This is a genomic window from Qipengyuania gaetbuli (assembly GCF_009827315.1).
Taxonomy (GTDB): Bacteria; Pseudomonadota; Alphaproteobacteria; order Sphingomonadales; family Sphingomonadaceae; genus Qipengyuania; species Qipengyuania gaetbuli.
This window is the reverse complement of sequence record NZ_WTYF01000004.1, coordinates 1,005,763-1,028,464: the sequence shown is the minus strand read 5'-3', so window position 1 is coordinate 1,028,464 and position 22,702 is coordinate 1,005,763. Positions and strand designations below refer to the sequence as shown.

Sequence of the window (22,702 nt, the reverse complement as noted above, 5' to 3'; positions counted from 1 at the left end):
TCAGTTCCCGGCAATCGCGGCTTCGATCGCCGCGTGGTCGATCTTCACCATCTGCATCATCGCGCCGAAGACGCGGCCCTTCACCTCGGGGTCCTCGTGCGCCAGTCCTTCCATCAGCACGCGCGGCACGACCTGCCAGCGGATGCCGAAGCGGTCGGTCAGCCAGCTGCAGGCCATGGGCGAACCCGTCTCGCCGAGCAGGGCGTCCCAGTAGCGGTCGGTTTCCTCCTGCGTCTCGGTAAAGACCTGCAGCGAGATGGCGTTGGTGAAGGTGTCGTCGGTGTTGCCGCTCATGGCCATCGTCCTGACACCCAGCAGGGTCAGGTCGGTGGTCAGCACGTCGCCCGCCTTGCCGCCCGGCCAGTCGGTGGGCGAGCGGTTGATCGAGACGATTTCGCTGTCGGGGAAGAGGTCGCAGTAGAAACGCGCGGCTGCTTCCGCGTCCTTCTCGAACCAGAGGCACAGAGCCAGCATTTCGTCAGCCATTGGCCTGCGCCTTGGCTATGAGGTCCATGTCGATGGCCTTGGCCTCCTTGTAGGCAGTGCGTTCGCGCAGCCGCGCCGCATAGTCCTCGAACACGGCGCGCTTGGGGATGGAGCCGAAATTGAGCCCCCAGTCGACCTGGCTGCCGACATAGACGTCGGCCATGGTGAAGCGGTCGCCGCAGACGAAATCGCGGCCCGTCAGCAGCGTGTCGAACGTGTCCATCGCCCGTTCGTAACTGCCGTAGCCGAGCATGCCCTGCTTTTGCGGATCGTCGACCGACCAGCCCATCGCGCGCGAGACCACGGCCTGTTCGACGGGGCCGGCAGCGAAGAAGAAATAGCGGAAGTAATCCGCCTTCTCGTCGGGCAGGGGAAGCAGGCCCCGCTCGGGGTGCATTTCGGCAAGGTAGTGGCAGATTGCCGCGGTTTCGGTGACGACGTGGATATGATCGCCCCCGTGATGGTGGACGAGCGTCGGCACCTTGCCGAGCGGGTTTGCCTCGGTCAGGCCGGCCGGTTTGTTCGTCCAGTCGACCAGCTCGGTGGCATAGTCCGCACCGACCTCGTGCAGCGCCCAGCGTGCGATCTGGCCCCGGCTCATCGGATTGGTGAAGAACGTGTATTGCGCCATGGCTCAGGCCTCCTTCGTGCCGATGAGATCGAATGTCGCGCCCTGCGGATCGACGCCGGTGAAGACATGGTCGCCGCCCGGGATTTCCATCGGGCCGTTGATGATCCGGCCGCCATTGGCCTTCACATAATCCGCGGCCTCGTCGATCGAAGGGACGCGGAAATAGAAGCTCCACTGGCTGATGTGCATCTGCGGGGGTTTTCCCATGATCGCGCCGAGCGTGTAGTCGCCGTTCGAATACATGTCGTAAGGGCCCATCTCGCCCATATCCATCGTGTCCGCCTTCTCCCATCCGAACAGCGCGGTGTAGAAAGCGTCGGCACCCGGCTGGTCGGCCGTCGCCAGCTCGTTCCACGCACAATGACCCTCGCGCGGTTCGTATTTGGAGAAGGAGGTGGTCTCGCCCCCCTCGACGCTGCCCTTCATGATGTAGAAGGGCGCGCCGGAAGGATCGGCTGCGAAAGCAAAGCGGCCCACACCGGGAATGTCCTGCGGCCCCATCATCACCGTACCGCCCAGTTCGTTGATCCTTGCCGCGCTGGCATCGACATCGTCGACGGTGACATATCCTGCCCACATCGGGCGCGCACCGCCTGCCGTCATTTCATCGGTCAGCGGCATGAGGCCGCCGATACCCTCGCCATCCTTGGCGAAGGTCCGGTAATCCATGCCTTCCTGCCCCGCAGACTGGAAGTCCCACCCCAGCAGGCCGCCATAGAACCGCGCCGCACTGTCCGCATCGACGGTCATCAATTCGTACCACAGGAAGTCGCCGTGATTGTTGGGCATGTCAGGCCTCCTTCCACACCAGCGGTTCGAACCCGCCGTAAATCATACGCTTGCCGTCGAAAGGCATGTCGCTGCCGTCGGCTGCGCCGAAATTCTCCGCCATGCGCGGGTCGGCCATCATCTTGTCGTGGCTGGCGTCGGCGGTTTCCTTGTCGTCCCAGGTGACCCACGAAAACACGATCTTTTCGCCTTTTTCGCATTTGACCGCGCGGCGGAAATCGGTGGTGTGCCCGTCAGGCACATCGACCTCCCAGCATTCGACCTGCGACCTCGCGCCATAGTCCTTCGCGATGTCCCAGAATTTCTCGGCGACCTCGCGATAGGCATCCTTCTTGTCAGCTGGGACGGCGAGCAAAAATCCGTTCACATACATCGACTTACTCCCTCTCGAATTCCGATGCGACTCGAAGGCTTGCCTGTGATGGGCGGTTGAGTTACTAAAAGCAACTGTGAAGTTACAAAAAGAAACTATTGGTCACGGTCGCTGGTACAACGATGCCTGCGGGACGGCCTTTGGGCTCGAACTGTTGGGCGAACGCTGGTCCATGCTGGTCGTGCGCGAGCTTATGCTGGGTCCCCGCAGGTTTTCTGGTCTTCGCGCCAGCCTGCCCGGAATTTCGGCCAAAGTGCTGACCGAACGCCTCGGCGCGCTGGAAGAAGCGGGCGTGCTGGCGAAGCGCATGCTGGACGAGCCCGCGCCGGTGCAGGTCTACGAACTGACCGAATGGGGTTATCGCGCCGAGCCTGTGATGCAGGAACTGGGGCGCTGGGCCGCTATGTCGAGCGCGCACGATCCCATGCTGCCGCTCTCGCCCGTATCGATCATGCTGTCGCTGCGCACCATGTTCGATCCCGCCAAGGCCGAGGGAATGGACTTCAAAGCGGGCTTCGACATCGGCGGCGAGCGGTTCGTGGCGCAGCTGCGCGGCGGCGAACTGCCGGTTCGGCGCGGCGATCCGGTGGATGCGGATTTCATCATTCGCGCCCCCAATGCGACTGCGCTTGCCGCGCTGTTCTATGCCGGTGTGCCGCTGGAAGAGCTGGAGCGCGAGATGGGACTGTCGATCGAAGGCGAGAGCAAGGCGGCCATGCGCTTTGCCAGCATCTTCGAACTGCCCGAAAAGCTCGCCTAGCTCGTCGGTCTAACCCTGCCGGAAAGCCCAGCGCAGCGTCTTGCCCATGCCCCAGGTCGCCGCACGTGCGGGGATCGCGGCAAGGCCCGGACGCTCGAGCACCAGCATCGAGCGGGCGAAGGGCGGCAGCAGCGCAACCGCCTCCGCGCCGAGCAGCGCCTGCACTGCAGGTGGCGATCCTTCGGGCTTCTGGGTCAGCACCAGCTGCGCCACCTCGCGCGCTTGCGGAGAGGCGCGCAAGTCGCCGCGCAGTTCGCGGAACAGCACCTCCGCCTCGCGCCGGTCTAGCGGGACGGGGTCCGCGCCCAGCGCGCGGGCGATGACAGCGAACTGGCGGTAATATTCGTCCTGTTCGTGTCCGGGCATGTCGGGGCGCACGTGGCGCAGGTATGCGGCAAGGAAGCTGGTCGCCTCGGCTACGTGGACCCAGGCCAAGGTGCGCGGATCGGACGCCTCGTAGCGCGTGCCGTCGGGCAGGGTCCCGCCGACTGCCGCATGGATGCGGTTGACCCGCTCGATCGCGGCCTGCGCATCGTCGCGGTAGCCGAAAGTGGTGACCGCGATGAAGCGTGCCGTGCGGCGCAGGCGCCCGTGCATGTCCTCGCGGAAATTGGAATGGTCGAGCACGCCCTGCAACGCATGGGGATGGAGCATTTGCAGCAGCAGGCTCCTGATCCCGCCGACCATCATCGCCACGATATCGGCATGGACCATGCGGATGGGCGAATTCTTGTCGAACAGGGCCTCGTCCGACACCGGCACCGGCTGTTCGCCGCCCTCGATATCGTTGAACACGCCGCGCACGCGATCGACCAGTTTCAGGCGAAGGCGCTCGGATAGAGGTTCTTGCGGCATCGCGACCCAATATAGGCTTGGCTCCGCCGAGATAAATCCCTACCTCGCCCATGCGATGAACGAGATGACCGACAAGACCTTCGACGCGGCCGCCAGGACCGTCCTTCCCGCACCCGATACCGAAGTCGACGTCCGCGAGACGTTCGGCATCGACATCGACTGGAAAGTCCCCGCTTTTTCAAAGCCGGACGAGCGCACGCCCGATCTCGACGAAAGCTACGTGTTCGATCCGGACACCACGCTCGCCATCCTTGCCGGCTTCGCGCACGACCGCCGCGTGATGGTGCAGGGCTATCACGGCACGGGCAAGTCTACCCACATCGAACAGGTCGCCGCGCGCCTCAACTGGCCGTGCATCCGCATCAATCTCGATGCCCATATCAGCCGTATCGACCTCGTCGGCCGCGATGCCATCGTGCTTCGCGACGGGCTGCAGGTGACTGAATTCCGCGAGGGCCTGTTGCCCTGGGCGCTGCAGCACCCGGTCGCGCTGGTGTTCGACGAATATGACGCGGGCCGTCCGGACGTGATGTTCGTGATCCAGCGCGTGCTCGAACAGCAGGGCAAGCTGACCCTGCTCGACCAGAACCGCGTGATCCGCCCAGATCCGAACTTCCGCCTCTTCGCCACCGCCAACACGGTCGGCCTCGGCGATACCAGCGGGCTTTACCACGGCACGCAGGCGATCAACCAGGGCCAGATGGACCGCTGGAACATCGTGGTCGGCCTCAACTACCTGCCCGCCGAGACCGAGCAGAAGATCGTGGAGGCGAAGAACCCCGGCATCGATCCCAAGATCCTCGCCGACATGATCAAGGTCGCCGACCTGTCGAGGCAGGGCTTCATCAACGGCGATATCTCGACCGTGATGAGCCCGCGTACGGTGATCACCTGGGCGCAGAACTATGCCATCTTCAAGGACGTGGGTTTTGCCTTCCGCCTTTCCTTCCTCAACAAGTGCGACGAGGAAGAGCGCATGCTGGTGGCCGAATACTACCAGCGCGTGTTCGGCGAAGACCTGCCCGAAAGCGTGGTCGGGAAGAGTTAATCTTCAAGCCACTATGAATAGCTGTGTTGACCTGATAACACAGTAGGCAATGGGCGTTCTCGATTCCATCTTTCGCAGGCGACGGGCAGAACCCGAGGTGCAGGGGCACCGCGGTTTCTATTCGCTGCACGACGGTTTCGACGACGATGCCTGGGAAGCGCGCTGGGACGATCTCGACAGCGCGGTTGCCCGCAAGGAAAAGGAACGCCTGCACCCCTGGCAGCGCGATTACTGGCGCGACCGCCGGAAACGCTGGTGGGCCGTCCGGATCGTTGCCGGGCTGATCGGGCTGTTCATCCTGCTTGTCGGCTGGCTTGCCATCACGGCACCGCTGTCGAAATCGCTTGAACCAATTGCGCCGCCGCAAATCACGCTTCTGGCCGCCGATGGCACGCCGATTGCGCGCAACGGCGCGATTACCGACGAGCCGGTCGATGTCTCGCAATTGCCGCCGCACGTGGTCGAGGCCTTCCTCGCGATCGAGGACCGGCGCTTCTACGATCACTGGGGCGTCGACCCGCGCGGGATCGCCCGCGCTGCCTTCACCGGCACCGGGGGCGGCAGCACGATTACCCAGCAGCTCGCCAAGTTTACCTTCCTCACGCCCGAACGCACGCTGACCCGCAAGGCGCGCGAGGCGATGATCGCCTTCTGGCTGGAGGCATGGCTGACCAAGGACGAGATTCTCGAACGCTACCTGTCGAACGCTTATTTCGGCGACAATGTGTATGGATTGCGGGCGGCAAGCCTGCATTATTTCTATCGCCAGCCGGAAAACCTGCGGCCCAACCAGGCGGCCATGCTCGCCGGCCTGCTGCAGGCCCCCAGCGCCTTTGCCCCGACCAAGCACTACGACCGCGCGGCCAAGCGCATGGGGCTGGTCGTCCAGTCGATGGTTGTAGCCGGTTACATCACCGAGGGAGAGGCGCGCGCCATGCGGCCGCCCGCGCTCGACGTCCGTATGAAGAGCGACCTTCCCACCGGCACCTATTTCGCCGACTGGGCACTGCCCGAGGCGCGCGAGCTGTCTGAAACCGGCTATTCCCGCCAGACGCTGACGACCACGCTCGACAGCCGCCTCCAGAACATCGCCCGCCGCGTGACCTCGCGCGCTCCGCTGGGCGGGGCGCAAGTTGCATTGGTCGCCATGCGTCCCAACGGCGAGGTCGTGGCGATGATCGGCGGCAAGGATTACGAGAAATCGCCGTTCAACCGTGCGACGCAGGCCAAGCGCCAGCCGGGGTCGACGTTCAAGCTGTTCGTCTATCTCGCCGCCCTGCGCGACGGGTGGGAGCCGGGCGACCGGATCGACAATACCGAGATCACGCAAGGCAGCTACCGCCCCAAGAATTCGCGGGGGCGCTATTCGGAAAGCCTGACGCTCGAAGATGCCTTCGCCCAGTCGAGCAACGTCGCCGCCGTCCGCCTGCTGGGCGAGGTCGGCAGCGACAAGGTGATCGAGACAGCGCGCGATTTCGGTATCACCGCACCGCTGGCAGAGGGCGATCCCAGCATGGCGCTCGGCACCTCGACCATGACCCTGCTCGAACTTACCGCTGCCTATGCAGGCGTCGCAGCCAACGCCTATCCGGTCGAACCGCGCGCATTTGCCGCGCCGGAGCAGAGCTGGTTCGAATGGCTCGTCGATGGTCCCTCGACCTTGCCCGGCAGCGTGCACGAGGACATGCAGCGCCTGCTGCGCGCGGCGATCAATCGCGGCACGGGCTCGGCGGCAATGCTGTCGGTCGCCAACTTCGGCAAGACCGGCACCACGCAGGATAACCGCGATGCGCTGTTCGTGGGCTATGCGGGCGACTTGGTAGTCGGCGTGTGGATCGGCAATGACGACAACTCGCCGCTGAACGGCATTTCGGGCGGCGGCCTGCCCGCGCGCATCTGGCGCGACTTCATGACGCAGGCGCTCGGTTCGGGCGCCGGCGGCGACAGGCCGGGGCCGCGTGCCAGCGAAGATCCCGGCGGTCCGGTCGAGCCTCTCGACGTGCCCAATCTCGACGATATCCCGCTGGGCGATGGCAATTCGCGGCTGCGCATCCGCGATGGCGAGGCAGTGTTCTCGACCGAAATCGATGGCGTCCCCGTCGATATCAGGCTTGGCGAGGAAGGCGTCGCAATCTCCGAAGAGGCGATCGAGGAAGCGCGGCGCAGGGCCGAGGAACAGCGCAACGAAGCGGTCCGGCGCGAATTGGAGCGCCAGGGACAGCTGGAACCGGCGAACTAGCTTTCGCTATCCGCCATCAGCACGTTCATGACTGCCGTGGCGATGGGCCGCGCCGGATCGTCCTGCCAGGCTTCCACGGTGATATTCGCGCTGCGGCGCCCGAGCTTGGTAATGCGGCCCCGCGCAAAGCTCTCGCGGCTCTTGCCCGCGGATAGGTACTGCACCGTGATGTTGATCGGCTTGAGCATGGCCTCGCGCCCGCTGCGAGCCAGCTCGGCTCTTAGTGCTGCGTAACCTGCCGTTTCCAGCAGGCCCCCGGTGGCTCCGCCATGGTAATGCTCGGGCCTACCCTCGACCGCTTCGTCGAAGGCGACGCGCATCACGGGCATCCCGCCGTCCCAATGCGCCAGCTCGATGCCGAGCGAGCGGACGTAGGGCGTCAGCACGCCGAGATCGCCGGGCTCATTGGCCATTGGGGACCTCCCGCGCGTCCTTGCCGCCGATCTTCATGAAAACTGCTTGGACATGCGCCACCGGATCGTCCGCATCCCCGTCATGGGCAAGGCCGCGCACGAAAGCTGCGCTGCGGGTCACGCGGTAGCACTGCGAACGGCCGTATACCGCGGCGCCTTCCCGCGCCGGACGCACATAATCGACCCGCAAGTCCAGCGTGGCGATCGGTTCGAACCGGTCCATCGCCTTCCAGATGGCAAGCCCGCTGGCCATGTCCATCAGACTGAGGATCGGGCCGGAAGCCAGCACGTGCTGCCCTTCCTCGCCCAACAGGTCCGTACGCCACGGGAGCTCCAGTTCCACCCAATCTTCACCATGAGTAGAATATTTCAGGCCCAGCCAGCCGGAATGCCCCCGGCTTGTCAGGAAAGGCGTTGCAGCCTTGGGATCGAAACGCGGCGTGTCGCTCATGGTCGGGCGCGCGATAGCCACCGGCTCCCGCCCATTACAATCTTTTAATTCGATCCTTTGCCCCCGAGCCTCCAGCCATGCGGGGTGCGAATGGAGGGAAGGGCAATTCTGCCGGCCCGCGCGCAAGGGGTCACAACAATGGAATTACCCAAGATCGACATCGCCAGCCTGCCTGGCCTCGAGACAGCAACTGGCCTGTTCGGCAGCCTGTCGGCAGGCAGCGGGCCGAGCGTGGATGACCGTATCGTCGTCATCATGGTCTATCTCTACGAACTCGTCCCGCCGGAAGCGCTGGTTTAGGGCCGGGCTGACGCAATGCGGATCAGTCCGGAATTGCGCGCGCTGCGGGGCGATACTGCCTCCCAGCGCAGGGCGCAGGAAGCGCTGGAGGCAGCGCGCGATGCTTGGCACGACGGCCCGGCGGCCGAGGTGCTCGGGGAGCTTGCGCGATATGGCGGTGGCGCTGCCGTGGACGATTGCCCGGCGCTGAGCGCGCTGTTCGATGGGAGTGCCGATGCGACCGAGTTTCTTGGCTCGCTGGTGGATGACCTGCTCGCAGCGCTTCGTCAGCATCCGCTCGGGCAGGTTCCCTTGCGGCACCAGCACTCCGACGGGCTGAGCGTGCTGCAGCTCGCCCAGTCGGGACGCGCCACGCTGACCTTGCTGGCCTACGCCGATACCGGCGCCGAGCCACCCGCATCGGCCTGCTTTGCGGGCGGGGAGCGGCATGAGGCGGTGCTGGCCGGGGCTGCCGACATCGTCTTGCTCGAACTACTGGAGGAGCGGGCCGGGAGAGCGGCGATCGATTGCAGCGCGCGGTGCATTGCTGCTGGAGACGTGCTGCAATTCGCCGGTCCCGCTCGCACGAAATCGGTTCGCAAGGTGCACGGTTCGCTGGTCGTCCTTCGCCTTGCCCGGAGTGATGCAGTGCCCTGCGAGGCACGCGAATATGCGCTCGCCCGGAAGCACGCCTCGTCCTCGCTGGGCCAGGCTACCTTAGCGACTATTACGAGTACGATTACGAGGCCGTGGCGGGCTATTGCGGCGAGAATGCGGGGCTGCGGTTCGTCGAACGGTCTGCGCTGGATACGGGCAAGCTGATGCTTTACCGCGCCCACCTCGACGTCCACGCGCAATTGCCGCCCGAAAGCCTCTCGGTCTCGCTCAACGTCATGCATATCGACCCTGCGCATGGCTGGTATGACGAGTATGGTTTCGACCTCGACAGCAATGCAGTAACTGGCATCCTCAACCCCACCTCGACCGAGTGCTTCCTGCGCTGCGCGGTAGGGATGGGCGGGGAGGACGCGCTGGATTTCGCCGAATGGGCCGGCCGCGCGCATCCGAGCGACCGGATGCGGCTGGCCAGCTACGAAGCGCGAGCGGGACTGCTGGGCTTGGCCGGACGCGACGCGCTGTGGCGCGAGGCGGAAGGCGCGGGCAGCGTGATGGTGGCGAAAGAGGCCGCGCGCAGGCGTGCGGCTCTCGAAGAAGCTACCAGAGCACCAGCAATGTGACGATGAACAGGAAGGCGATGAAGGCAAGGCCGATCAGCCTCGCTGCCCTTTGCACTCTCGTGCGGCGAATTTCCCCACCGCCGACGTAGACGTCAAACACGTCGAACAATCCCAGCATTTGCGACCCTAACCCCTTTCAAAAACCTCCCCCTGCGAGCGCGTCTATGGCGCCCTGCAGGATGACTGCTGCCGCATGGGCATCGATGCGTTCGGCCCTCTTGGACCGGCTCATGTCCTGGCCGATCATCGCTGCCTCCGCACTCGCGGTCGACCAGCGTTCGTCCCACAGCAGCACGGGCAAGTCCAGCGCCGCTGCGATATTTCGGGCATAGGCGCGGCTGGCCTGCGCACGCGGGCCTTCGCTGCCGTCCATGTTGCGCGGCAGGCCGATGACGACGCCCTTGATCGAGCGTTCGCGCACCAGCTCGCGCAGCTTGCCGCTGTCCTGCGTGAATTTGCCCCGCTGGAGCGTCTTGCCGGCCGTGGCAAAGCGCCAGCCGGCATCGCAGGTGGCGACGCCGACGGTTTTGGTCCCGACATCGAGCCCCAGCAGCGCGCCGCCATCGGCCAGCGCATCGCCGAAATCGAGCCGGTTGTCGGTTACGATCGGGCCGTCGACCACGCCTTGACCCGCCTGATCACGTCTTCCTGCAGGTTCTTCCAGAACAGCGGGATATCGTACACGTGGTAATTGCCGCCCGGCAGGACGCCCGGGCCGAGATCGGGCGCCTCTCCGATCCGCAGGATGCCCGAGGCATCGCAGCGGGCACCGACAGCTCCGGGCACCAGCTCCGCCGAACCCATCGTCGCGTCGGGCTTCAGCGTGCCGAGATTGTCGCTTGCGGGGGCGGAGCCGCCGGTCATGCCGGTCAGGGGATTGACGCACAGGATCGGGTCTTCTCCGCCGCGCGGTTCGCCGTCGAGGCCGGGCAGGGCACTGTAGCGCTGCAGCAATTGGCCGGGATCGCCATCATCGGCGAAGCTGGCGAAGGACATCAGGCAACCTGCCTGTCCCGGCGCCGCGCAGGCGGGTATCGGCAGGGCGGGCAGGTCGTGTTCGACCGAGATCGGCCAGCCGGGAGCATAGACGGCGGCGATGCGCGCCTCTGCCGGAGTGCCGGCCAGCTTTTCGCGGAGCAGGCGCAGCACATGCACCGAACCCTGGCTGTGGCCGGCAAGGACGATGGGTTTCTCGTCATCGACGCTTTCGAGGAAGTAATCGAAGGCCTGCGCCACGTCGGCATAGGCGGCGTCGATCGCCATCTCCGCATCGGGTTTGTCGCTGAGGAAAGCGCCGACCGAGGCCTGCCGGTATTTGGGCGCCCAGATTTCGTCCGCCCGGTTGAAAGGGCTGGCCAGTCCGCGCAGGAATGTGCGGGCCAGCGTGTCGGTTTCCGGATCGTCCAGCGGCGCGTTCCAGTCACCCAGCGCGCCCTTGGTGTAGCTGGTCGGCGGCACGAAGAAGACCGCGAAGCCCGGCACTTCGCTGGCGCGCGCCGGATCGCCGCGGCGTGAACCGACCGTCTCGAGATAGTCGGGGCTGCCCACGCTTTGCTCTGCCGCGGGCGCTTCGGGCGAAAGAGTGCGGGTGGCGGGATCGGGCGGGGTTTCTGCCACGGCCGGCTGGTAGCGTGCAGGATCGTCGGTCCCGATGCCGGGCCGCGAATACCACATCGCCGGGTCTTCATATGCATTGGCGGCGAGCGCTTCCTGCTCGACGAACTCGCCCCGCGGAACGAACGCCATGTCGGTCAGTTCGCGGCCATAGATCGCAAGCCCGATCGCGCCGACGACGATAACCGTGATGATTATGGCGATGAGGTAGAGAAACTTACGCGCCATCTCAGGCCGTCGCCTCCTGCGGTTCTGACTCGCCTTCTGCATCGAGCTGCGCGGACCTGCGCTCCAGCGCAACCTTGATCATGGCGAGCATCGGATCGGCCAGCGCGAGGCCAAGGATGCCGAACAGGACGCCGAAGATCAGCTGCGCGGAAAGGACGAGCCCGGGTGCCAGGTCCACCGTCTTCTTCGCGATCATGGGTACGAGGATGTAGCCGTCGAAGTTCTGGACGAGGAAATAGACGAAGATCGTGTAGAGCCCCATGTCGACCCCGCCGGAGAACCCGACCAGCACCATCAGGACGCCCGAGATGATGGCTCCGATATTCGGGATGAAGGCGAGCAGGCCGGTCAGCAGGCCCAGCAGGGCAGCCATGGGCACGCCGTAGACAGCGAGCAGGGCCCAGGTGAATATGCCTTCCGCCACCATGCCGACGAGGCGCCCGGCGAGCAGGCGGCGCAGCGTATAGGCCTGGTAGCTCAGCGTATCGTAGAAAGCCGCGCGCCGGTGCGAAGGCACCATCCAGGCAACGCCGCGCTCGTAGATGCGCGGGTCGATGGCGAAGTAGATGCCGATGATCACGATCAGCAGGACCGTCGTCAGCCCGCCGAAGATGCCGCCGATCGCCTTGGTAACGGTGCCGACGCCGCTGGCCATGCTGCTGGCGAAATTCTCGATATTCTCGGTGTGGATGGCAAAGCCCTGGTCGCGCATATAGGCGATCAGCTTGCCCAGCTGTTCGTTGATGATCGCGGGGAATTGCGCAGCCTGCTGCGAGATCTGCGAGCCTGCGAAATAGCCCAGCCAGAGCAGGAATGCGGTGGCAAGTAAGAGCACGATGGCGACGCGCCAACTGCGTGCGATGGGCAAGAACTTGCCGAGCAGACGCGCGCCGCCGTCGACCATGCAGCCGAATACCATGGCTCCGAAAATGACCAGCAGGGACTGGGAAATGTGGACCGCCAGCGCAATCAGGCCGATGACGAGGCCCCAGACCAGCGCGCGCCCCGCTTCGAAACGCAGGCGCGGATCGCCGATATATGCGGGGCTCTTGCCCGGGTGGTCTTGGGCCGCTGCGATTGTCCGGTCGGGTTCGTAGGAAGGCCCTTTTTCAGACATTTACCGCTGATTCTCCTGCGCGACTGCCGGACGCAGGGTGGTCCAGGCGCGCCCTTCGCGCAAGCTTGTAAACCAGGTGACCGGATTGAGCGAAGTCGTTCCGTCGAGCGAGAAGGTGATGAATTCTGCGCGGCCGCCGATGTTTTCCAGCGGAACCGGGCCCAAGAGCCCGCGCGAGGAATTGAGTTCGCGGCTGTCGGACGAATGGTCGCGGTTGTCGCCCATCACGAAGACGTGGCCTTCGGGGATGGTCATCTCGTCGAAATTGTCGAGTTCGGTATTGGCGTGATCGATCACGAGGTAGTTCGCGCCATTGGGCAGCGTTTCGCGCAGGACGGGAACGCGGCAGACATCATTGCCGCTGTCGTCGGTGACGAGGAAGGTCGGGTCGCCGAAGCCGTAGCAGGTCGAGTTTGCATCGACCGGAAGGTCGCGTGCGCGTTCGACGGCCTGTGGCACGGGGGTCCCGTTGAGGATGATACGTCCGCGGCGGACCTCGATCTTGTCGCCGGGCAGGGCGACCACGCGCTTGATGTAATCCTCGTCCCTTTCGGGGTGCACGGGGATCACGATGTCGCCGTATTCGGGCGTGGATCCCATCAGGCGCCAGTCGCCGCGCGGCGCGAGGTGGAAGCTGACCGAGGACCAGTTCCAGCCATAGGGATACTTGCTGACCACCAGCCGGTCCCCGACCAGCAGGTTCGGCAGCATCGATTCCGACGGGATGTAGAACGGCTTCGCCACGAAGCTGTGAAAGGCGAAGACTGCCAGCAGCATCAGGAACAGGCCGCGTATTTCGGCGAGCCAGTCGACCTTCTCGTCGGTCTTCTCAGTGGTCTTGGGTTCGGTCACGGCGGGGGTATCGGTACTCAAAGGGGATAGGCCTCGATGATGACGAAGGCCTGCGCCCATGGATGATCGTCGGTGAGGGTGAGATGAATGCGCGGCTCATGGCCGTGCGGCACCATTTCGGCAAGCCTTTGCGCAGCGCCGCCTTCGAGCGCGAGCGTAGGGGCCCCCGAAGGCGCGTTGACTACGCCGATATGCTTCATGAAGACGCCGCGGCGAAAGCCCGTGCCGACGGCCTTGGAAAAAGCTTCCTTGGCGGCGAACCGCTTGGCGTAGGTTCCGGCAATGGTAAAGGGGCGTCGCCGCGCCTTGGCGATCTCGATTTCGGTGAAGACGCGCTGTTCGAAGCGGTCGCCGAACCGGTCGAGCGAATTCCGGATACGCTCGATATTGCAGAGGTCGGAACCCATTCCGATGATCATAGAACTCTCATGAGAATAAGGCCCAGCATGGCAATCATCATCCAGTGCAGCCACACCTGAGTCTTCACCAGCGGGTGGTCGATCTGCCCTCCCGAACGCTTGAACGAGCCGGCGTATCCGATGACCTGGATAATCGGCCAGCCGATGGCGAAGGCGAGGAAGGTCTGGCGCGATATCGCGATGCCGAGCAGCGCGAGGCTCAGCAGGAAGGGAGTGACGGCAGCGGCCGCCCAGAATTTCTCTGCGCGGGTCAGGCCGGCCTCGTTCACCGGGCTTCGTCCATGAGTTCGCGCATGTGCCGCACAGCCTGTCCCAACCCGACGAACACCGCCTCGCCGACAAGGTAATGACCGATGTTGAGTTCCGCGATCTGCGGGATGGCGGCGATGGGCTGCACGTTTTCGTAAGTGAGGCCGTGGCCGGCGTGCGGTTCGATGCCGTTCTTGGCGGCAAGGGCGGCCATGTCGGCAATGCGCTTCAACTCGCGCGCGGTCTTTTCGCTGTCGCCGGCAAGATGCGCGTGGGCATATTCGCCGGTGTGGAACTCGACCACGGGCACGCCGAGCTTGAGCGCTGCATCGAGCTGACGTTCGTCCGCCTCGATGAAGAGCGAGACGCGAATGCCGTTGTCTTTCAATTTCCAGACGATCGGGGCGAGCGTGTTGTGCTGGCCGGCCGCGTCCAGCCCGCCTTCGGTCGTGCGCTCTTCCCGTTTTTCGGGGACGATGCAGGCGGCGTGCGGGCGGTGGGAAAGCGCGATTTCGAGCATTTCCTCGGTCGCGGCCATTTCCAGGTTGAGCGGCAAATCTGTCGCTTCCTGGATGCGGCGCAGGTCCGCATCGCGGATGTGGCGCCGGTCTTCGCGCAGATGCGCGGTAATGCCGTCGCCACCTACGCGGGCCACGATTTCCGCAGCGCGCACCGGATCGGGATGGTCCCCTCCGCGCGCGTTGCGGATGGTCGCGACGTGGTCGATATTGACCCCGAGGCGCAAGGGGCGGATCAAGCCGCGCGGCTCCCGGGCTTGGTCACCGGCACTGCGGCGAGTTCGGCAGGCAGTTCGTCCTCGGCATAAGTCGGGAAATTGATGTCGATGAGCGGGAAGAACGGAACGCCGAGGTCGGCCGCGCCGTTGCTGCGGTCGACCAGCGCGACCTCTGCAATCACCTCGCCGCCTTCGCGCGCGACGGCGTCGATCGCCTCGCGGCTGGAAAGACCGGTGGTGACGACGTCTTCGACCATCAGCACCTTTGCGCCTTCATCGATGCGGAAGCCTCGGCGCAGGTGGAACACACCGTCGGGGCGTTCGAGGAACATCGCGTCCTTGCCCAGTGCGCGGCCCATTTCCTGGCCGATGATGATGCCGCCCATCGCCGGGCTGATCACGACATCGATCTGGCTGCGGATTTCGCGCGGTATCTTCTGCGCCAGTGCCAGCGCCAGTCGGCCGGCCCGGTCGGGGTTCATGAGCACGCGCGCGCACTGCAGGTAATGCCCGCTGTGGCGCCCGCTGGAGAGCTTGAAATGGCCTTCGAGCAGGGCTTCGCTGGCACGGAATTCCTGGAGGATGTCGTCTTCGGTCATATGGCAAAGGCTCAAAGCGCCTTGCGGCCGATTGCGCAAGAGGCAAAGCGGCATGCACATTTTTATCGGTCAACCGCTTGAGGACCGCGCCAGTCCTGCCTATAGGGCGGCCCAACCGGGCCCTGCTTGCAGGGTCGCATGCCCCTGTGCCGAATGCGTCCTGAAGGATGGTCGACCGTCGGGGTGGTCCGGAAGATGACATGACACGAAAGAGTGCCAAGACGATGAAAATTCTCGGTTTCCACCGGATTGTCGCCAGCCTTGCAATGGCCTTTGCACTGGTAGTCGGCGTGCAGCCTGCCCTCGCGCAGGAAGCTGCCGAAGCCACGGCGACCACCCAGCTCGAATCTGTCGATCCGGCCGAAGCCGCCGACGTTGCCGATGCCGATGCGGTCGCTGAAGGCGCAGGCGCCTACACGCCGATGAAGCCGACCGAGGGAATCGGGATGCCGGTGGATCGCGGTCTCGACATCCAGCCGCAGTTCTCGGAAACCGGCGAATTCGCCTATGGCCTCCACGTCGGTCTCATCTGGGTAATGGTTGCGATCAGCGCCTTCGTCCTCGTACTGTTGCTCTACACGGTGTTCCGTTTCCGTCGTAAGGCGAACCCGGTTCCGTCCAAGACCAGTCACAACACGCTGATCGAAGTCATCTGGACCGTCGTCCCCGCACTTATTCTGCTCGCAATCGCGATCCCCTCGATCACGCTGATTGCCAAGCAGTACGAGCCGATCCCGAAGGACGCGATCACGGTCAAGGTGACCGGCTACCAGTGGTACTGGGGCTATACCTATCCAGATAACGGCGACTTCGAAATCATCTCGAACATGCTCGACGATGCCGAGGCCGAAGCCCGCGGCGAGCCGCACCAGCTGGCCGTCGACAACCGCATGGTCGTTCCGGTGGGCGTGCCGATCCGCATGCAGATTACCGCTGCCGACGTGATCCACTCGTTCGCCGTGCCGAGCCTGTGGTTCAAGCTCGACGCCGTGCCGGGTCGCCTCAACGAGAAGATCCTGATCATCGAGAAGCCGGGCGTTTACTACGGCCAGTGCTCCGAACTGTGCGGTGCACGCCACGCCTACATGCCCATCGCGGTCGAAGCTCTCCCGCTTGACCAGTACAACGCATGGGTCCTGGCGCAGGGCGGCAAGATCGCCGGCGCCGAAGAGGAAGGTGTCGAAGCCGCTCCCGCAGCCGCACCGGCCCAGCAGCCGGAAAGCGCGGTCGAAGGTGCGGCCGGTGCCGGGGAACTCCCGGTCGAGAACCCGACCACCTGATCGACGTTTAGAACTAGTCCGACCGACGAACACGCATTCGAGAGTATAGCAAGATGGCCACTACCGCCGACAGCTTCCAGGCCCACCACGACGACCACGCGCACGATGCCGATCACAAGCCCGGCTTCTTCGCGCGCTGGTTCATGTCCACCAACCACAAGGACATCGGTACGCTCTACCTGATCTTCGCGATTATCGCGGGTATCGTGGGTGGCGCGATCTCGGGCATCATGCGTATGGAACTGGCCGAACCCGGCATCCAGTACCTCCAGTACTGGGCGCAGCTCATGGGCGGTTCGACCGACATCGATGCAGCGCTCCACATGTGGAACGTGTTCATCACCGCGCACGGCCTGATCATGGTCTTCTTCATGGTCATGCCGGCCATGATCGGCGGCTTCGGCAACTGGTTCGTTCCGCTGATGATCGGTGCGCCGGACATGGCGTTCCCGCGCATGAACAACATCTCGTTCTGGCTGACCGTGGCGGGCTTCTTCTCGCTGCTGTTCTCGCTCTTCGTCCCCGGCGGTATCGGGCCGGGCGCAGGCGTGGGCTGGACGGTGTATGCGCCGCTGTCGACCACCGGTTCGACCGGCCCTGCCGTGGACTTCGCGATCTTCTCGCTGCACCTTGCGGGCGCAGGCTCGATCCTCGGTGCGACCAACTTCATCACCACCATCTTCAACATGCGCGCGCCGGGCATGACCCTGCACAAGATGCCGCTGTTCGTGTGGTCGGTGCTGGTTACTGCATTCCTCCTGCTGCTGGCCCTGCCGGTGCTCGCCGCCGCCATCACCATGCTGCTGACGGACCGTAACTTCGGCACGACCTTCTTCGACCCTGCAGGCGGTGGTGACCCGATCCTTTACCAGCACCTGTTCTGGTTCTTCGGCCACCCCGAAGTTTACATCATGATCTTGCCGGGCTTCGGCATGATCTCGCAGATCGTCGCCACCTTCAGCCGCAAGCCGGTGTTCGGCTACCTCGGCATGGCCTACGCCATGGTCGCGATCGGCGTCGTCGGCTTCGTCGTGTGGGCCCACCACATGTACACCGTCGGCCTCGACGTGAACACGAAGATGTACTTCACCGCGGCCACCATGGTCATCGCGGTTCCGACCGGCGTGAAGATCTTCAGCTGGATCGCCACGATGTGGGGCGGTTCGATCGAGTTCAAGTCGCCCATGGTCTGGGCCCTGGGCTTCATCTTCCTCTTCACCGTCGGCGGCGTGACCGGCGTCTACCTCGCCAATGGCGGCGTGGACGACGTGGTGCACGACACCTACTTCGTGGTGGCGCACTTCCACTACGTGCTGTCGATGGGCGCGGTGTTCTCGATGTTCGCCGGCTTCTACTACTGGTTCCCGAAGATGAGCGGCCGGATGCACTCGGAGCTCCTGTCGCACCTCCACTTCTGGGGCTTCTTCATCGGCGTGAACGTGATCTTCTTCCCCCAGCACTTCCTGGGCTGGCAGGGCATGCCGCGTCGCTATCCCGACTATGCGGATGCCTACACCTACTGGAACGAGATCAGCACGCTGGGCTACATGATCATGGCCGCTTCGATGGTCCTGTTCTTCGTGAACATCCTGTATGCCTTCGTCGCCGGCAAGAAGGCCGAAGACAATTACTGGGGCGAGGGTGCAACCACGCTCGAGTGGAGCCTGTCGAGCCCGCCGCCGTTCCACCAGTTCAGCGAACTGCCGGTGATCGAGGAACACCACGACCACCACGACCACATTGGCGACGGCAAACCTGCAACGGCCTGAGCGTAGCTATAGCTGGACATGACAAAGCGGCCGGTCCCATGAGGGGCCGGCCGTTTTCTTTTGCGCGAGACGAGGAATGACCATGCCCGAAATGCGGACCATCGACGTTGGCGAACTGACCTTGCGCTGCGCTGTCGAGGGCGAGGGACCGCTGGTCATCATGGTCCACGGCTTTCCCGAGAGCTGGTACAGCTGGCGCCACCAGATCGGCCCTGTAGCCGACGCAGGCTACACGGCCTGCGCCATCGACGTTCGCGGCTATGGCGGCTCGGACAAGCCACATCCGGTCGAAGCCTATGCGATGGAGCAAATCGTGGGCGATCTCGTCGGCCTGAAGCAGGCACTCCAGCCCGACAGCCCCGCAATCCTGGTCGGTCACGACTGGGGCGCACCGATCGTGTGGAACACCGCGCTGACTCGGCCGGAGCATTTCTCGGCCGTTGCAGGCCTGTCCGTCCCCTTCGCAGGAGTGCCTAGTCGGCCATTTACCGAGGTGTTCCACGAACACTTCACCTCGCAAGGCAGGTTCTTCTACCAGGAGTATTTCCAGGCAGAGGGCGTGGCCGAGGCGGAGGCCGAGAAGGATCCGCGCGACTGGGTCCAGCGGATGATGTATTCGATCAGCGGCGACGTGCCGCCGGGCGCCTATTGGGACAAGCCCTATGGCGCAACTTTCCTCCAGGGCTTGCCCGATCCGCAGCCGGTCGATTGGCTGACCGAGGCGGACATGGATTTCTACGAAGGCGAGTTCAAAGCCTCGGGCTTTCGAGGCCCCCTCAACCGCTACCGCAACCACGAGCGGGACTACGAATGGCTGCAAGGCTGGCAGGGCAAGCGGATCGAACAGCCCGCGCTGTTCATCGGCGGCACCCGTGATCCGGCGACCTATCTTTTCGGAGCGGTCACCGATCCCGTTGCACTGATGAAGATGTTCGCGCCCAAGGTCGAAGGCCACATCCTCCAAGGTGTCGGTCACTGGACGCAGCAGGAACGGCCCGAAGAGGTCAACCGCCTCCTGCTCGACTGGCTGGAAAGGCTCTGAAAGCCTTTATTGCCGCGGTTTTTGCCCCTATATGCGCAGCCGATTCCCATGACCCAGACTGTCCCTACCCAATTGCCCGCGGAGTGGCGTGATTTCTTCGCGCTGACCAAGCCGGGCGTCATGCGCCTGGTGATCTTCACCGGCCTGTGCGGTTTGCTGGCGGCTCCGGGTAACATCCATCCCATTCTGGGCTTCACCGCGATCCTGTGCATCGCGATGGGGGCCGGCGGTGCGGCTGCGCTCAACCAGTGGTGGGAAAGCGATATCGACGCTATCATGAAGCGCACCAGTGCCCGCCCGCTGCCGTCGGGCCGCATGGCGCGCACCGACGCGCGCGACTTCGGCTTTTTCCTGTCGGGTGCCTCGATCGTAATCATGGGGCTGGCGATCAACTGGCTGTCGGCAGCGATCCTCGCATTCTCGATCTTCTACTATTCGGTCATCTACACGATCTGGCTGAAACCCCGCACGCCGCAGAACATCGTCATCGGCGGCGGCGCAGGCGCGTTCCCGCCGCTGATCGGCTGGGTAGCGGTGACGGGCGACATCACGCTGATGCCGGTGCTGCTGTTCCTGATCATCTTCATGTGGACACCGCCGCATTTCTGGGCGCTCGCCCTGTTCGTGGAAACCGATTACGCCAAGGCCGGCATCCCGATGATGCCGGTGGTCAAGGGGCACCGCTCCACCCGCCGCCAGGTGCTGGTCTATTCGCTGCTCATGCTGCCGACGGTGCTGGCGCCCTGGTACATCGGCGGGACGGGCTGGATCTACGGCGTTTCCGCGCTCGTACTGACGCTGGCTTTCATTGCACTTGCCATCCCGGTTGCAACCCGCACGCCGGTGGAAGGCGATACGATGAAGCCGGAAAAGCGCCTGTTCCTGTTTTCGATCGCCTATCTCTTTGCCCTGTTCGGCGCCCTGGTCGTCGACCGGGTTCTCCACTACCAAGGAATTGTCGCATGACCCCCGAGGAAGAACAGGAATACCGTCGCCGCCAGAAGAGCCGTAACCTCGTGCTCGGCGGGATCCTTCTGGGTGCCGCACTGCTGTTCTACATGATCACCATCGTCAGGATGTGAGGATTGCCATGACTGCCGCCGCGCTGGAGCAACGCAAGACCCGCACCGCGCTGCTGGCCCTGCTGGGCGCAGCCGCGATGCTCGGCCTCGGTTATGCCGCCGTGCCGCTCTACGAACTGTTCTGCCAGGTCACCGGTTTCGGCGGGACCACGCAGCGCGCCACCGAAAGCGAGGCGAATCTCGCCGAACGCATGGGCAAGGCCGCGGGCGGCAAGCAGATCTCGATCCGCTTCGACGGTTCGGTCGCGCCGGGTCTTGGCTGGTCCTTCCGGCCCGAACAGCCGACCGACACGGTCACCATCGGGCAGCGCGACATGGCGATCTATGTCGCGAAGAACAACGGGACGGAGCCGATCACGGGCACGGCGACCTTCAACGTCATGCCGGTCCAGGCGGGTGCCTATTTCAACAAGATCCAGTGTTTCTGTTTCACCGAACAGACGCTGCAGCCGGGCCAGGAAGTCCGGATGCCGGTGCTCTATTTCGTCGATCCGGCGGCGCTGGACGATCCCAATATGGAAGGTGTCGAGCAGATCACACTCTCGTACACTTTCCACCGCGCGGTAGAATCCTCGGACTGACCCCTAGACCAGCGCCCTCTGGCGCATTAAGGGCCTCCGCAAAGCGAAACCCAGGACACGAGTACAATGGCTGGTAACGTCAATCACGAATATCACATCCTCGAACCCGATATCTGGCCGCTGATCGGCTCGATTTCGGCGCTGACCTTCACCAGCGGCATGGTGCTGTTCATGCACGAGATGGCCAGCGCGCACCTCGTGCTCGGCCTCGGCATTGCCGGCCTGATCGCGACTTTCTTCGCCTGGTTCTCGAACATCGTGAAGGAAGCGCAGCGCGGCGACCACACTCCCGTGGTGCAGCTGCACATGCGTTACGGCATGATCCTGTTCATCGCTTCGGAAGTGATGTTCTTCGTCGGCTGGTTCTGGAGCTGGTTCGATTTCGCCCTGTTCCCCTCGGAAATCTCCGAGGTGATCGGCGGCCAGTTCCCGCCTGCAGCGATCGAGGCGGTGATCAATCCGTTCTCGCTGCCGCTGCTCAACACGCTGATCCTGCTGTGCTCGGGCACCACCGTCACCTGGGCACACCACTCGCTGATCCACGGCGACCGTGAAGGCCTGAAGAAGGGCCTGTGGCTGACCATCCTGCTGGGCGCGGTCTTCACCTGCATCCAGGCCTACGAATACGGCGCTGCGCCCTTTGCTTTCGGTGGCAACACCTACAGCTCGGCCTTCTACATGGCGACCGGCTTCCACGGCTTCCACGTCCTGGTCGGCACGATCTTCCTGATCGTCTGCCTCGTGCGCACCTACAAGGGCCACTTCACCCCGCGCCAGCACTTCGGCTTCGAAGCGGCTGCGTGGTACTGGCACTTCGTCGACGTGGTGTGGCTGTTCCTCTTCGCCGTCGTCTACGTCTGGGGCGGCTGGGGTGCCGAATTCCATTGATATCGTCCGGTTCGCCGGACAATGAGAAAGGGCAGCCCGGCCACGCCGCGGCTGCCCTTTTCTTTTGAACCGCAAGGATAGTCATGCGCCTTCCCGTCATCCCCACCATCATCGTCGCCGGAGCGGTTGCCGTTATGATCGCCCTCGGCATCTGGCAGCTGGGGCGCATGGAAGAGGAGCAGCGGCGAGTGGCGAGCTGGCAATCTCTGGGGCCGGAAGAATTCGTGCCTTACCCTCTCGGCGAAGGTGACAAGTCCGCTTCGCTCTATCGAAAATCGAGCATCAGCTGCAATCGGGTGACGAGTATAGCTCCGCGCGCTGGTTATAATGCTGCCGGGGAAACAGGATGGACCTATATGGCCCAATGCCTGACGAGAGGCGGCGAGGCCGCCGAGATTGCATTGGGTTGGAGCCGCGACCCCAACCAAGAACCGGTGTGGAACGGTGGCGAGGTGAGCGGGGTCGTGGGGCGTGGCCTAGGCGAAGACGTCCGGCTGGTTGCTATCCCGCCAATCGCTGGCCTTTCCCCAAACAAGACGCCGGAGCCGGACGCTGAGAAGGTGAAGATGCACTTGAGCTATGCCGGACAATGGTTCTTTTTCGCCCTGACCGCGCTGGTGATCTACTTCCTCGCGCTGCGCCGCAGGTCCACGCGGGCTAGGGGCGATTAAAGACCGGCTTGCT

General features: G+C 64.1%; 29 protein-coding genes. 13 read left to right on the top strand and 16 right to left on the bottom strand.

What is annotated here, in order from left to right; translation table 11 throughout:
* From GRI42_RS07480 to GRI42_RS07465, 4 genes are read right to left on the bottom strand one after another with little or no spacing between them, the layout of a single operon-like run.
* Positions 1-486, bottom strand: coding sequence for a VOC family protein (locus GRI42_RS07480; protein ID WP_160607675.1), 486 nt, complete (start codon positions 484-486; stop codon positions 1-3).
* Complete coding sequence (locus tag GRI42_RS07475) at positions 479-1,117, bottom strand: glutathione S-transferase family protein (RefSeq protein WP_160607673.1); 639 nt, start codon at positions 1,115-1,117, stop codon at positions 479-481. Before GRI42_RS07475 ends, GRI42_RS07480 begins: the two co-directional genes overlap by 8 nt.
* A gap of 3 nt (positions 1,118-1,120) precedes the next feature.
* Entirely contained in the window at positions 1,121-1,906 is a 786-nt protein-coding gene (locus GRI42_RS07470; RefSeq protein ID WP_160607671.1) for a VOC family protein, read from the bottom strand.
* 1 nt (position 1,907) lies between these two features.
* Positions 1,908-2,279, bottom strand: coding sequence for a DUF1428 domain-containing protein (locus tag GRI42_RS07465; protein ID WP_160607669.1), 372 nt, complete (start codon positions 2,277-2,279; stop codon positions 1,908-1,910).
* A 76-nt stretch (positions 2,280-2,355) separates the two neighbouring features.
* Here GRI42_RS07465 and GRI42_RS07460 point away from each other — a divergent pair, with 76 nt between their 5' ends.
* Positions 2,356-3,039: a winged helix-turn-helix transcriptional regulator gene (locus tag GRI42_RS07460; protein WP_160607667.1), complete on the top strand. Its 684-nt coding sequence runs from the start codon at positions 2,356-2,358 to the stop codon at positions 3,037-3,039.
* Between the two features lie 9 nt (positions 3,040-3,048).
* Here GRI42_RS07460 and GRI42_RS07455 read toward each other — a convergent pair whose 3' ends face one another.
* The gene (locus tag GRI42_RS07455) at positions 3,049-3,894 is read right to left on the bottom strand and encodes an oxygenase MpaB family protein (RefSeq protein WP_160607665.1); all 846 of its coding nucleotides are present in this window, start codon (positions 3,892-3,894) and stop codon (positions 3,049-3,051) included.
* 55 nt (positions 3,895-3,949) lie between these two features.
* Between GRI42_RS07455 and cobS the strand changes: the two genes are divergently transcribed.
* Positions 3,950-4,942, top strand: coding sequence for a cobaltochelatase subunit CobS (gene cobS, locus GRI42_RS07450; RefSeq protein ID WP_199800441.1), 993 nt, complete (start codon positions 3,950-3,952; stop codon positions 4,940-4,942).
* A 49-nt stretch (positions 4,943-4,991) separates the two neighbouring features.
* Positions 4,992-7,181: a transglycosylase domain-containing protein gene (locus GRI42_RS07445; protein WP_160607663.1), complete on the top strand. Its 2,190-nt coding sequence runs from the start codon at positions 4,992-4,994 to the stop codon at positions 7,179-7,181.
* Here GRI42_RS07445 and GRI42_RS07440 read toward each other — a convergent pair.
* Together GRI42_RS07440 and GRI42_RS07435 are read right to left on the bottom strand one after the other, a co-directional pair.
* Positions 7,178-7,594 (bottom strand): PaaI family thioesterase, encoded by a 417-nt coding sequence (locus GRI42_RS07440; protein WP_160607661.1) that lies wholly within the window; start codon positions 7,592-7,594, stop codon positions 7,178-7,180. The genes GRI42_RS07445 and GRI42_RS07440 overlap by 4 nt on opposite strands.
* Positions 7,584-8,045, bottom strand: coding sequence for a PaaI family thioesterase (locus GRI42_RS07435; RefSeq protein ID WP_160609131.1), 462 nt, complete (start codon positions 8,043-8,045; stop codon positions 7,584-7,586). Before GRI42_RS07435 ends, GRI42_RS07440 begins: the two co-directional genes overlap by 11 nt.
* 138 nt (positions 8,046-8,183) lie before the next feature.
* Between GRI42_RS07435 and GRI42_RS13830 the strand changes: the two genes are divergently transcribed.
* Genes GRI42_RS13830 through GRI42_RS07425 form a run of 3 tightly spaced genes read left to right on the top strand, consistent with a single transcriptional unit; the run spans position 8,184 to position 9,562 of the window.
* Positions 8,184-8,345, top strand: coding sequence for a hypothetical protein (locus GRI42_RS13830; protein ID WP_170290007.1), 162 nt, complete (start codon positions 8,184-8,186; stop codon positions 8,343-8,345).
* 15 nt (positions 8,346-8,360) lie between these two features.
* Positions 8,361-9,146 carry a hypothetical protein gene (locus GRI42_RS07430; RefSeq protein WP_160607659.1) on the top strand — a complete coding sequence of 262 codons (786 nt, stop codon included), beginning with the start codon at positions 8,361-8,363 and terminating at the stop codon, positions 9,144-9,146.
* The gene (locus GRI42_RS07425; protein WP_160607657.1) at positions 9,146-9,562 is read left to right on the top strand and encodes a hypothetical protein; all 417 of its coding nucleotides are present in this window, start codon (positions 9,146-9,148) and stop codon (positions 9,560-9,562) included. Before GRI42_RS07430 ends, GRI42_RS07425 begins: the two co-directional genes overlap by 1 nt.
* Here the strand turns inward: GRI42_RS07425 and GRI42_RS07420 are convergent.
* The 9 genes from GRI42_RS07420 to pyrE are packed head-to-tail and all read right to left on the bottom strand — an operon-like array spanning position 9,540 to position 15,376.
* Positions 9,540-9,680 carry a hypothetical protein gene (locus GRI42_RS07420; protein WP_160607656.1) on the bottom strand — a complete coding sequence of 47 codons (141 nt, stop codon included), beginning with the start codon at positions 9,678-9,680 and terminating at the stop codon, positions 9,540-9,542. The genes GRI42_RS07425 and GRI42_RS07420 overlap by 23 nt on opposite strands.
* Positions 9,681-9,698: 18 nt before the next feature.
* On the bottom strand, positions 9,699-10,184 hold the full coding sequence (ruvX, locus tag GRI42_RS07415; RefSeq protein ID WP_160607655.1) for a Holliday junction resolvase RuvX: 486 nt from the start codon (positions 10,182-10,184) through the stop codon (positions 9,699-9,701).
* The gene (locus GRI42_RS07410; RefSeq protein WP_160607654.1) at positions 10,163-11,404 is read right to left on the bottom strand and encodes a DUF3089 domain-containing protein; all 1,242 of its coding nucleotides are present in this window, start codon (positions 11,402-11,404) and stop codon (positions 10,163-10,165) included. Before GRI42_RS07410 ends, ruvX begins: the two co-directional genes overlap by 22 nt.
* A 1-nt stretch (position 11,405) precedes the next feature.
* Positions 11,406-12,521 carry an AI-2E family transporter gene (locus tag GRI42_RS07405; protein ID WP_160607653.1) on the bottom strand — a complete coding sequence of 372 codons (1,116 nt, stop codon included), beginning with the start codon at positions 12,519-12,521 and terminating at the stop codon, positions 11,406-11,408.
* Complete coding sequence (gene lepB / locus GRI42_RS07400) at positions 12,522-13,394, bottom strand: signal peptidase I (protein ID WP_234033899.1); 873 nt, start codon at positions 13,392-13,394, stop codon at positions 12,522-12,524.
* Positions 13,391-13,792, bottom strand: a complete 402-nt coding sequence (gene acpS / locus GRI42_RS07395) for a holo-ACP synthase (protein ID WP_160607651.1) — start codon at positions 13,790-13,792, stop codon at positions 13,391-13,393. Before acpS ends, lepB begins: the two co-directional genes overlap by 4 nt.
* On the bottom strand, positions 13,789-14,061 hold the full coding sequence (locus GRI42_RS07390; protein ID WP_160607650.1) for a hypothetical protein: 273 nt from the start codon (positions 14,059-14,061) through the stop codon (positions 13,789-13,791). Before GRI42_RS07390 ends, acpS begins: the two co-directional genes overlap by 4 nt.
* Positions 14,058-14,798 carry a pyridoxine 5'-phosphate synthase gene (locus tag GRI42_RS07385; RefSeq protein WP_160607649.1) on the bottom strand — a complete coding sequence of 247 codons (741 nt, stop codon included), beginning with the start codon at positions 14,796-14,798 and terminating at the stop codon, positions 14,058-14,060. The genes GRI42_RS07390 and GRI42_RS07385 overlap by 4 nt, the downstream gene beginning before the upstream one ends.
* The gene (gene pyrE / locus GRI42_RS07380; RefSeq protein ID WP_160607648.1) at positions 14,795-15,376 is read right to left on the bottom strand and encodes an orotate phosphoribosyltransferase; all 582 of its coding nucleotides are present in this window, start codon (positions 15,374-15,376) and stop codon (positions 14,795-14,797) included. The genes GRI42_RS07385 and pyrE overlap by 4 nt, the downstream gene beginning before the upstream one ends.
* A 200-nt stretch (positions 15,377-15,576) precedes the next feature.
* Here pyrE and coxB point away from each other — a divergent pair, with 200 nt between their 5' ends.
* The 7 genes from coxB to GRI42_RS07345 all read left to right on the top strand — a co-directional run bounded on the left by coxB (position 15,577) and on the right by GRI42_RS07345 (position 22,689).
* Positions 15,577-16,656 carry a cytochrome c oxidase subunit II gene (gene coxB / locus GRI42_RS07375; protein ID WP_234033897.1) on the top strand — a complete coding sequence of 360 codons (1,080 nt, stop codon included), beginning with the start codon at positions 15,577-15,579 and terminating at the stop codon, positions 16,654-16,656.
* A 53-nt stretch (positions 16,657-16,709) separates the two neighbouring features.
* Positions 16,710-18,425, top strand: coding sequence for a cytochrome c oxidase subunit I (ctaD, locus tag GRI42_RS07370; RefSeq protein WP_160607647.1), 1,716 nt, complete (start codon positions 16,710-16,712; stop codon positions 18,423-18,425).
* A 76-nt stretch (positions 18,426-18,501) separates the two neighbouring features.
* A complete protein-coding gene (locus tag GRI42_RS07365) occupies positions 18,502-19,467 on the top strand; it encodes an alpha/beta fold hydrolase (RefSeq protein WP_234033895.1) in 966 nt (321 codons plus the stop codon).
* 48 nt (positions 19,468-19,515) lie between these two features.
* The gene (locus tag GRI42_RS07360; RefSeq protein WP_160607646.1) at positions 19,516-20,433 is read left to right on the top strand and encodes a heme o synthase; all 918 of its coding nucleotides are present in this window, start codon (positions 19,516-19,518) and stop codon (positions 20,431-20,433) included.
* Between the two features lie 124 nt (positions 20,434-20,557).
* A complete protein-coding gene (locus GRI42_RS07355) occupies positions 20,558-21,130 on the top strand; it encodes a cytochrome c oxidase assembly protein (protein WP_160607645.1) in 573 nt (190 codons plus the stop codon).
* Between the two features lie 66 nt (positions 21,131-21,196).
* Positions 21,197-22,018, top strand: a complete 822-nt coding sequence (locus GRI42_RS07350) for a cytochrome c oxidase subunit 3 (protein ID WP_160607644.1) — start codon at positions 21,197-21,199, stop codon at positions 22,016-22,018.
* 83 nt (positions 22,019-22,101) lie between these two features.
* Entirely contained in the window at positions 22,102-22,689 is a 588-nt protein-coding gene (locus tag GRI42_RS07345) for an SURF1 family cytochrome oxidase biogenesis protein (protein ID WP_160607643.1), read from the top strand.
* Positions 22,690-22,702 lie beyond the last annotated feature (13 nt).

Coding starts and splice junctions, on each gene's coding strand:
- ctaD (WP_160607647.1), top strand. CDS start 16,710: ATGGCCACTACCGCCGACAGCTTCCAGGCCCACCACGACGACCACGCG.
- acpS (WP_160607651.1), bottom strand. CDS start 13,792: ATGATCATCGGAATGGGTTCCGACCTCTGCAATATCGAGCGTATCCGG.
- GRI42_RS07345 (WP_160607643.1), top strand. CDS start 22,102: ATGCGCCTTCCCGTCATCCCCACCATCATCGTCGCCGGAGCGGTTGCC.
- GRI42_RS07410 (WP_160607654.1), bottom strand. CDS start 11,404: ATGGCGCGTAAGTTTCTCTACCTCATCGCCATAATCATCACGGTTATC.
- GRI42_RS07440 (WP_160607661.1), bottom strand. CDS start 7,594: ATGGCCAATGAGCCCGGCGATCTCGGCGTGCTGACGCCCTACGTCCGC.
- GRI42_RS07470 (WP_160607671.1), bottom strand. CDS start 1,906: ATGCCCAACAATCACGGCGACTTCCTGTGGTACGAATTGATGACCGTC.
- GRI42_RS07480 (WP_160607675.1), bottom strand. CDS start 486: ATGGCTGACGAAATGCTGGCTCTGTGCCTCTGGTTCGAGAAGGACGCG.
- GRI42_RS07455 (WP_160607665.1), bottom strand. CDS start 3,894: ATGCCGCAAGAACCTCTATCCGAGCGCCTTCGCCTGAAACTGGTCGAT.
- GRI42_RS07365 (WP_234033895.1), top strand. CDS start 18,502: ATGACCATGCCCGAAATGCGGACCATCGACGTTGGCGAACTGACCTTG.
- GRI42_RS07425 (WP_160607657.1), top strand. CDS start 9,146: ATGCTTTACCGCGCCCACCTCGACGTCCACGCGCAATTGCCGCCCGAA.
- GRI42_RS13830 (WP_170290007.1), top strand. CDS start 8,184: ATGGAATTACCCAAGATCGACATCGCCAGCCTGCCTGGCCTCGAGACA.
- GRI42_RS07475 (WP_160607673.1), bottom strand. CDS start 1,117: ATGGCGCAATACACGTTCTTCACCAATCCGATGAGCCGGGGCCAGATC.
- GRI42_RS07420 (WP_160607656.1), bottom strand. CDS start 9,680: ATGCTGGGATTGTTCGACGTGTTTGACGTCTACGTCGGCGGTGGGGAA.
- GRI42_RS07445 (WP_160607663.1), top strand. CDS start 4,992: ATGGGCGTTCTCGATTCCATCTTTCGCAGGCGACGGGCAGAACCCGAG.
- cobS (WP_199800441.1), top strand. CDS start 3,950: ATGAACGAGATGACCGACAAGACCTTCGACGCGGCCGCCAGGACCGTC.
- GRI42_RS07405 (WP_160607653.1), bottom strand. CDS start 12,521: ATGTCTGAAAAAGGGCCTTCCTACGAACCCGACCGGACAATCGCAGCG.
- GRI42_RS07350 (WP_160607644.1), top strand. CDS start 21,197: ATGGCTGGTAACGTCAATCACGAATATCACATCCTCGAACCCGATATC.
- pyrE (WP_160607648.1), bottom strand. CDS start 15,376: ATGACCGAAGACGACATCCTCCAGGAATTCCGTGCCAGCGAAGCCCTG.
- GRI42_RS07435 (WP_160609131.1), bottom strand. CDS start 8,045: ATGAGCGACACGCCGCGTTTCGATCCCAAGGCTGCAACGCCTTTCCTG.
- GRI42_RS07465 (WP_160607669.1), bottom strand. CDS start 2,279: ATGTATGTGAACGGATTTTTGCTCGCCGTCCCAGCTGACAAGAAGGAT.
- GRI42_RS07430 (WP_160607659.1), top strand. CDS start 8,361: ATGCGGATCAGTCCGGAATTGCGCGCGCTGCGGGGCGATACTGCCTCC.
- GRI42_RS07360 (WP_160607646.1), top strand. CDS start 19,516: ATGACCCAGACTGTCCCTACCCAATTGCCCGCGGAGTGGCGTGATTTC.
- GRI42_RS07355 (WP_160607645.1), top strand. CDS start 20,558: ATGACTGCCGCCGCGCTGGAGCAACGCAAGACCCGCACCGCGCTGCTG.
- coxB (WP_234033897.1), top strand. CDS start 15,577: ATGACACGAAAGAGTGCCAAGACGATGAAAATTCTCGGTTTCCACCGG.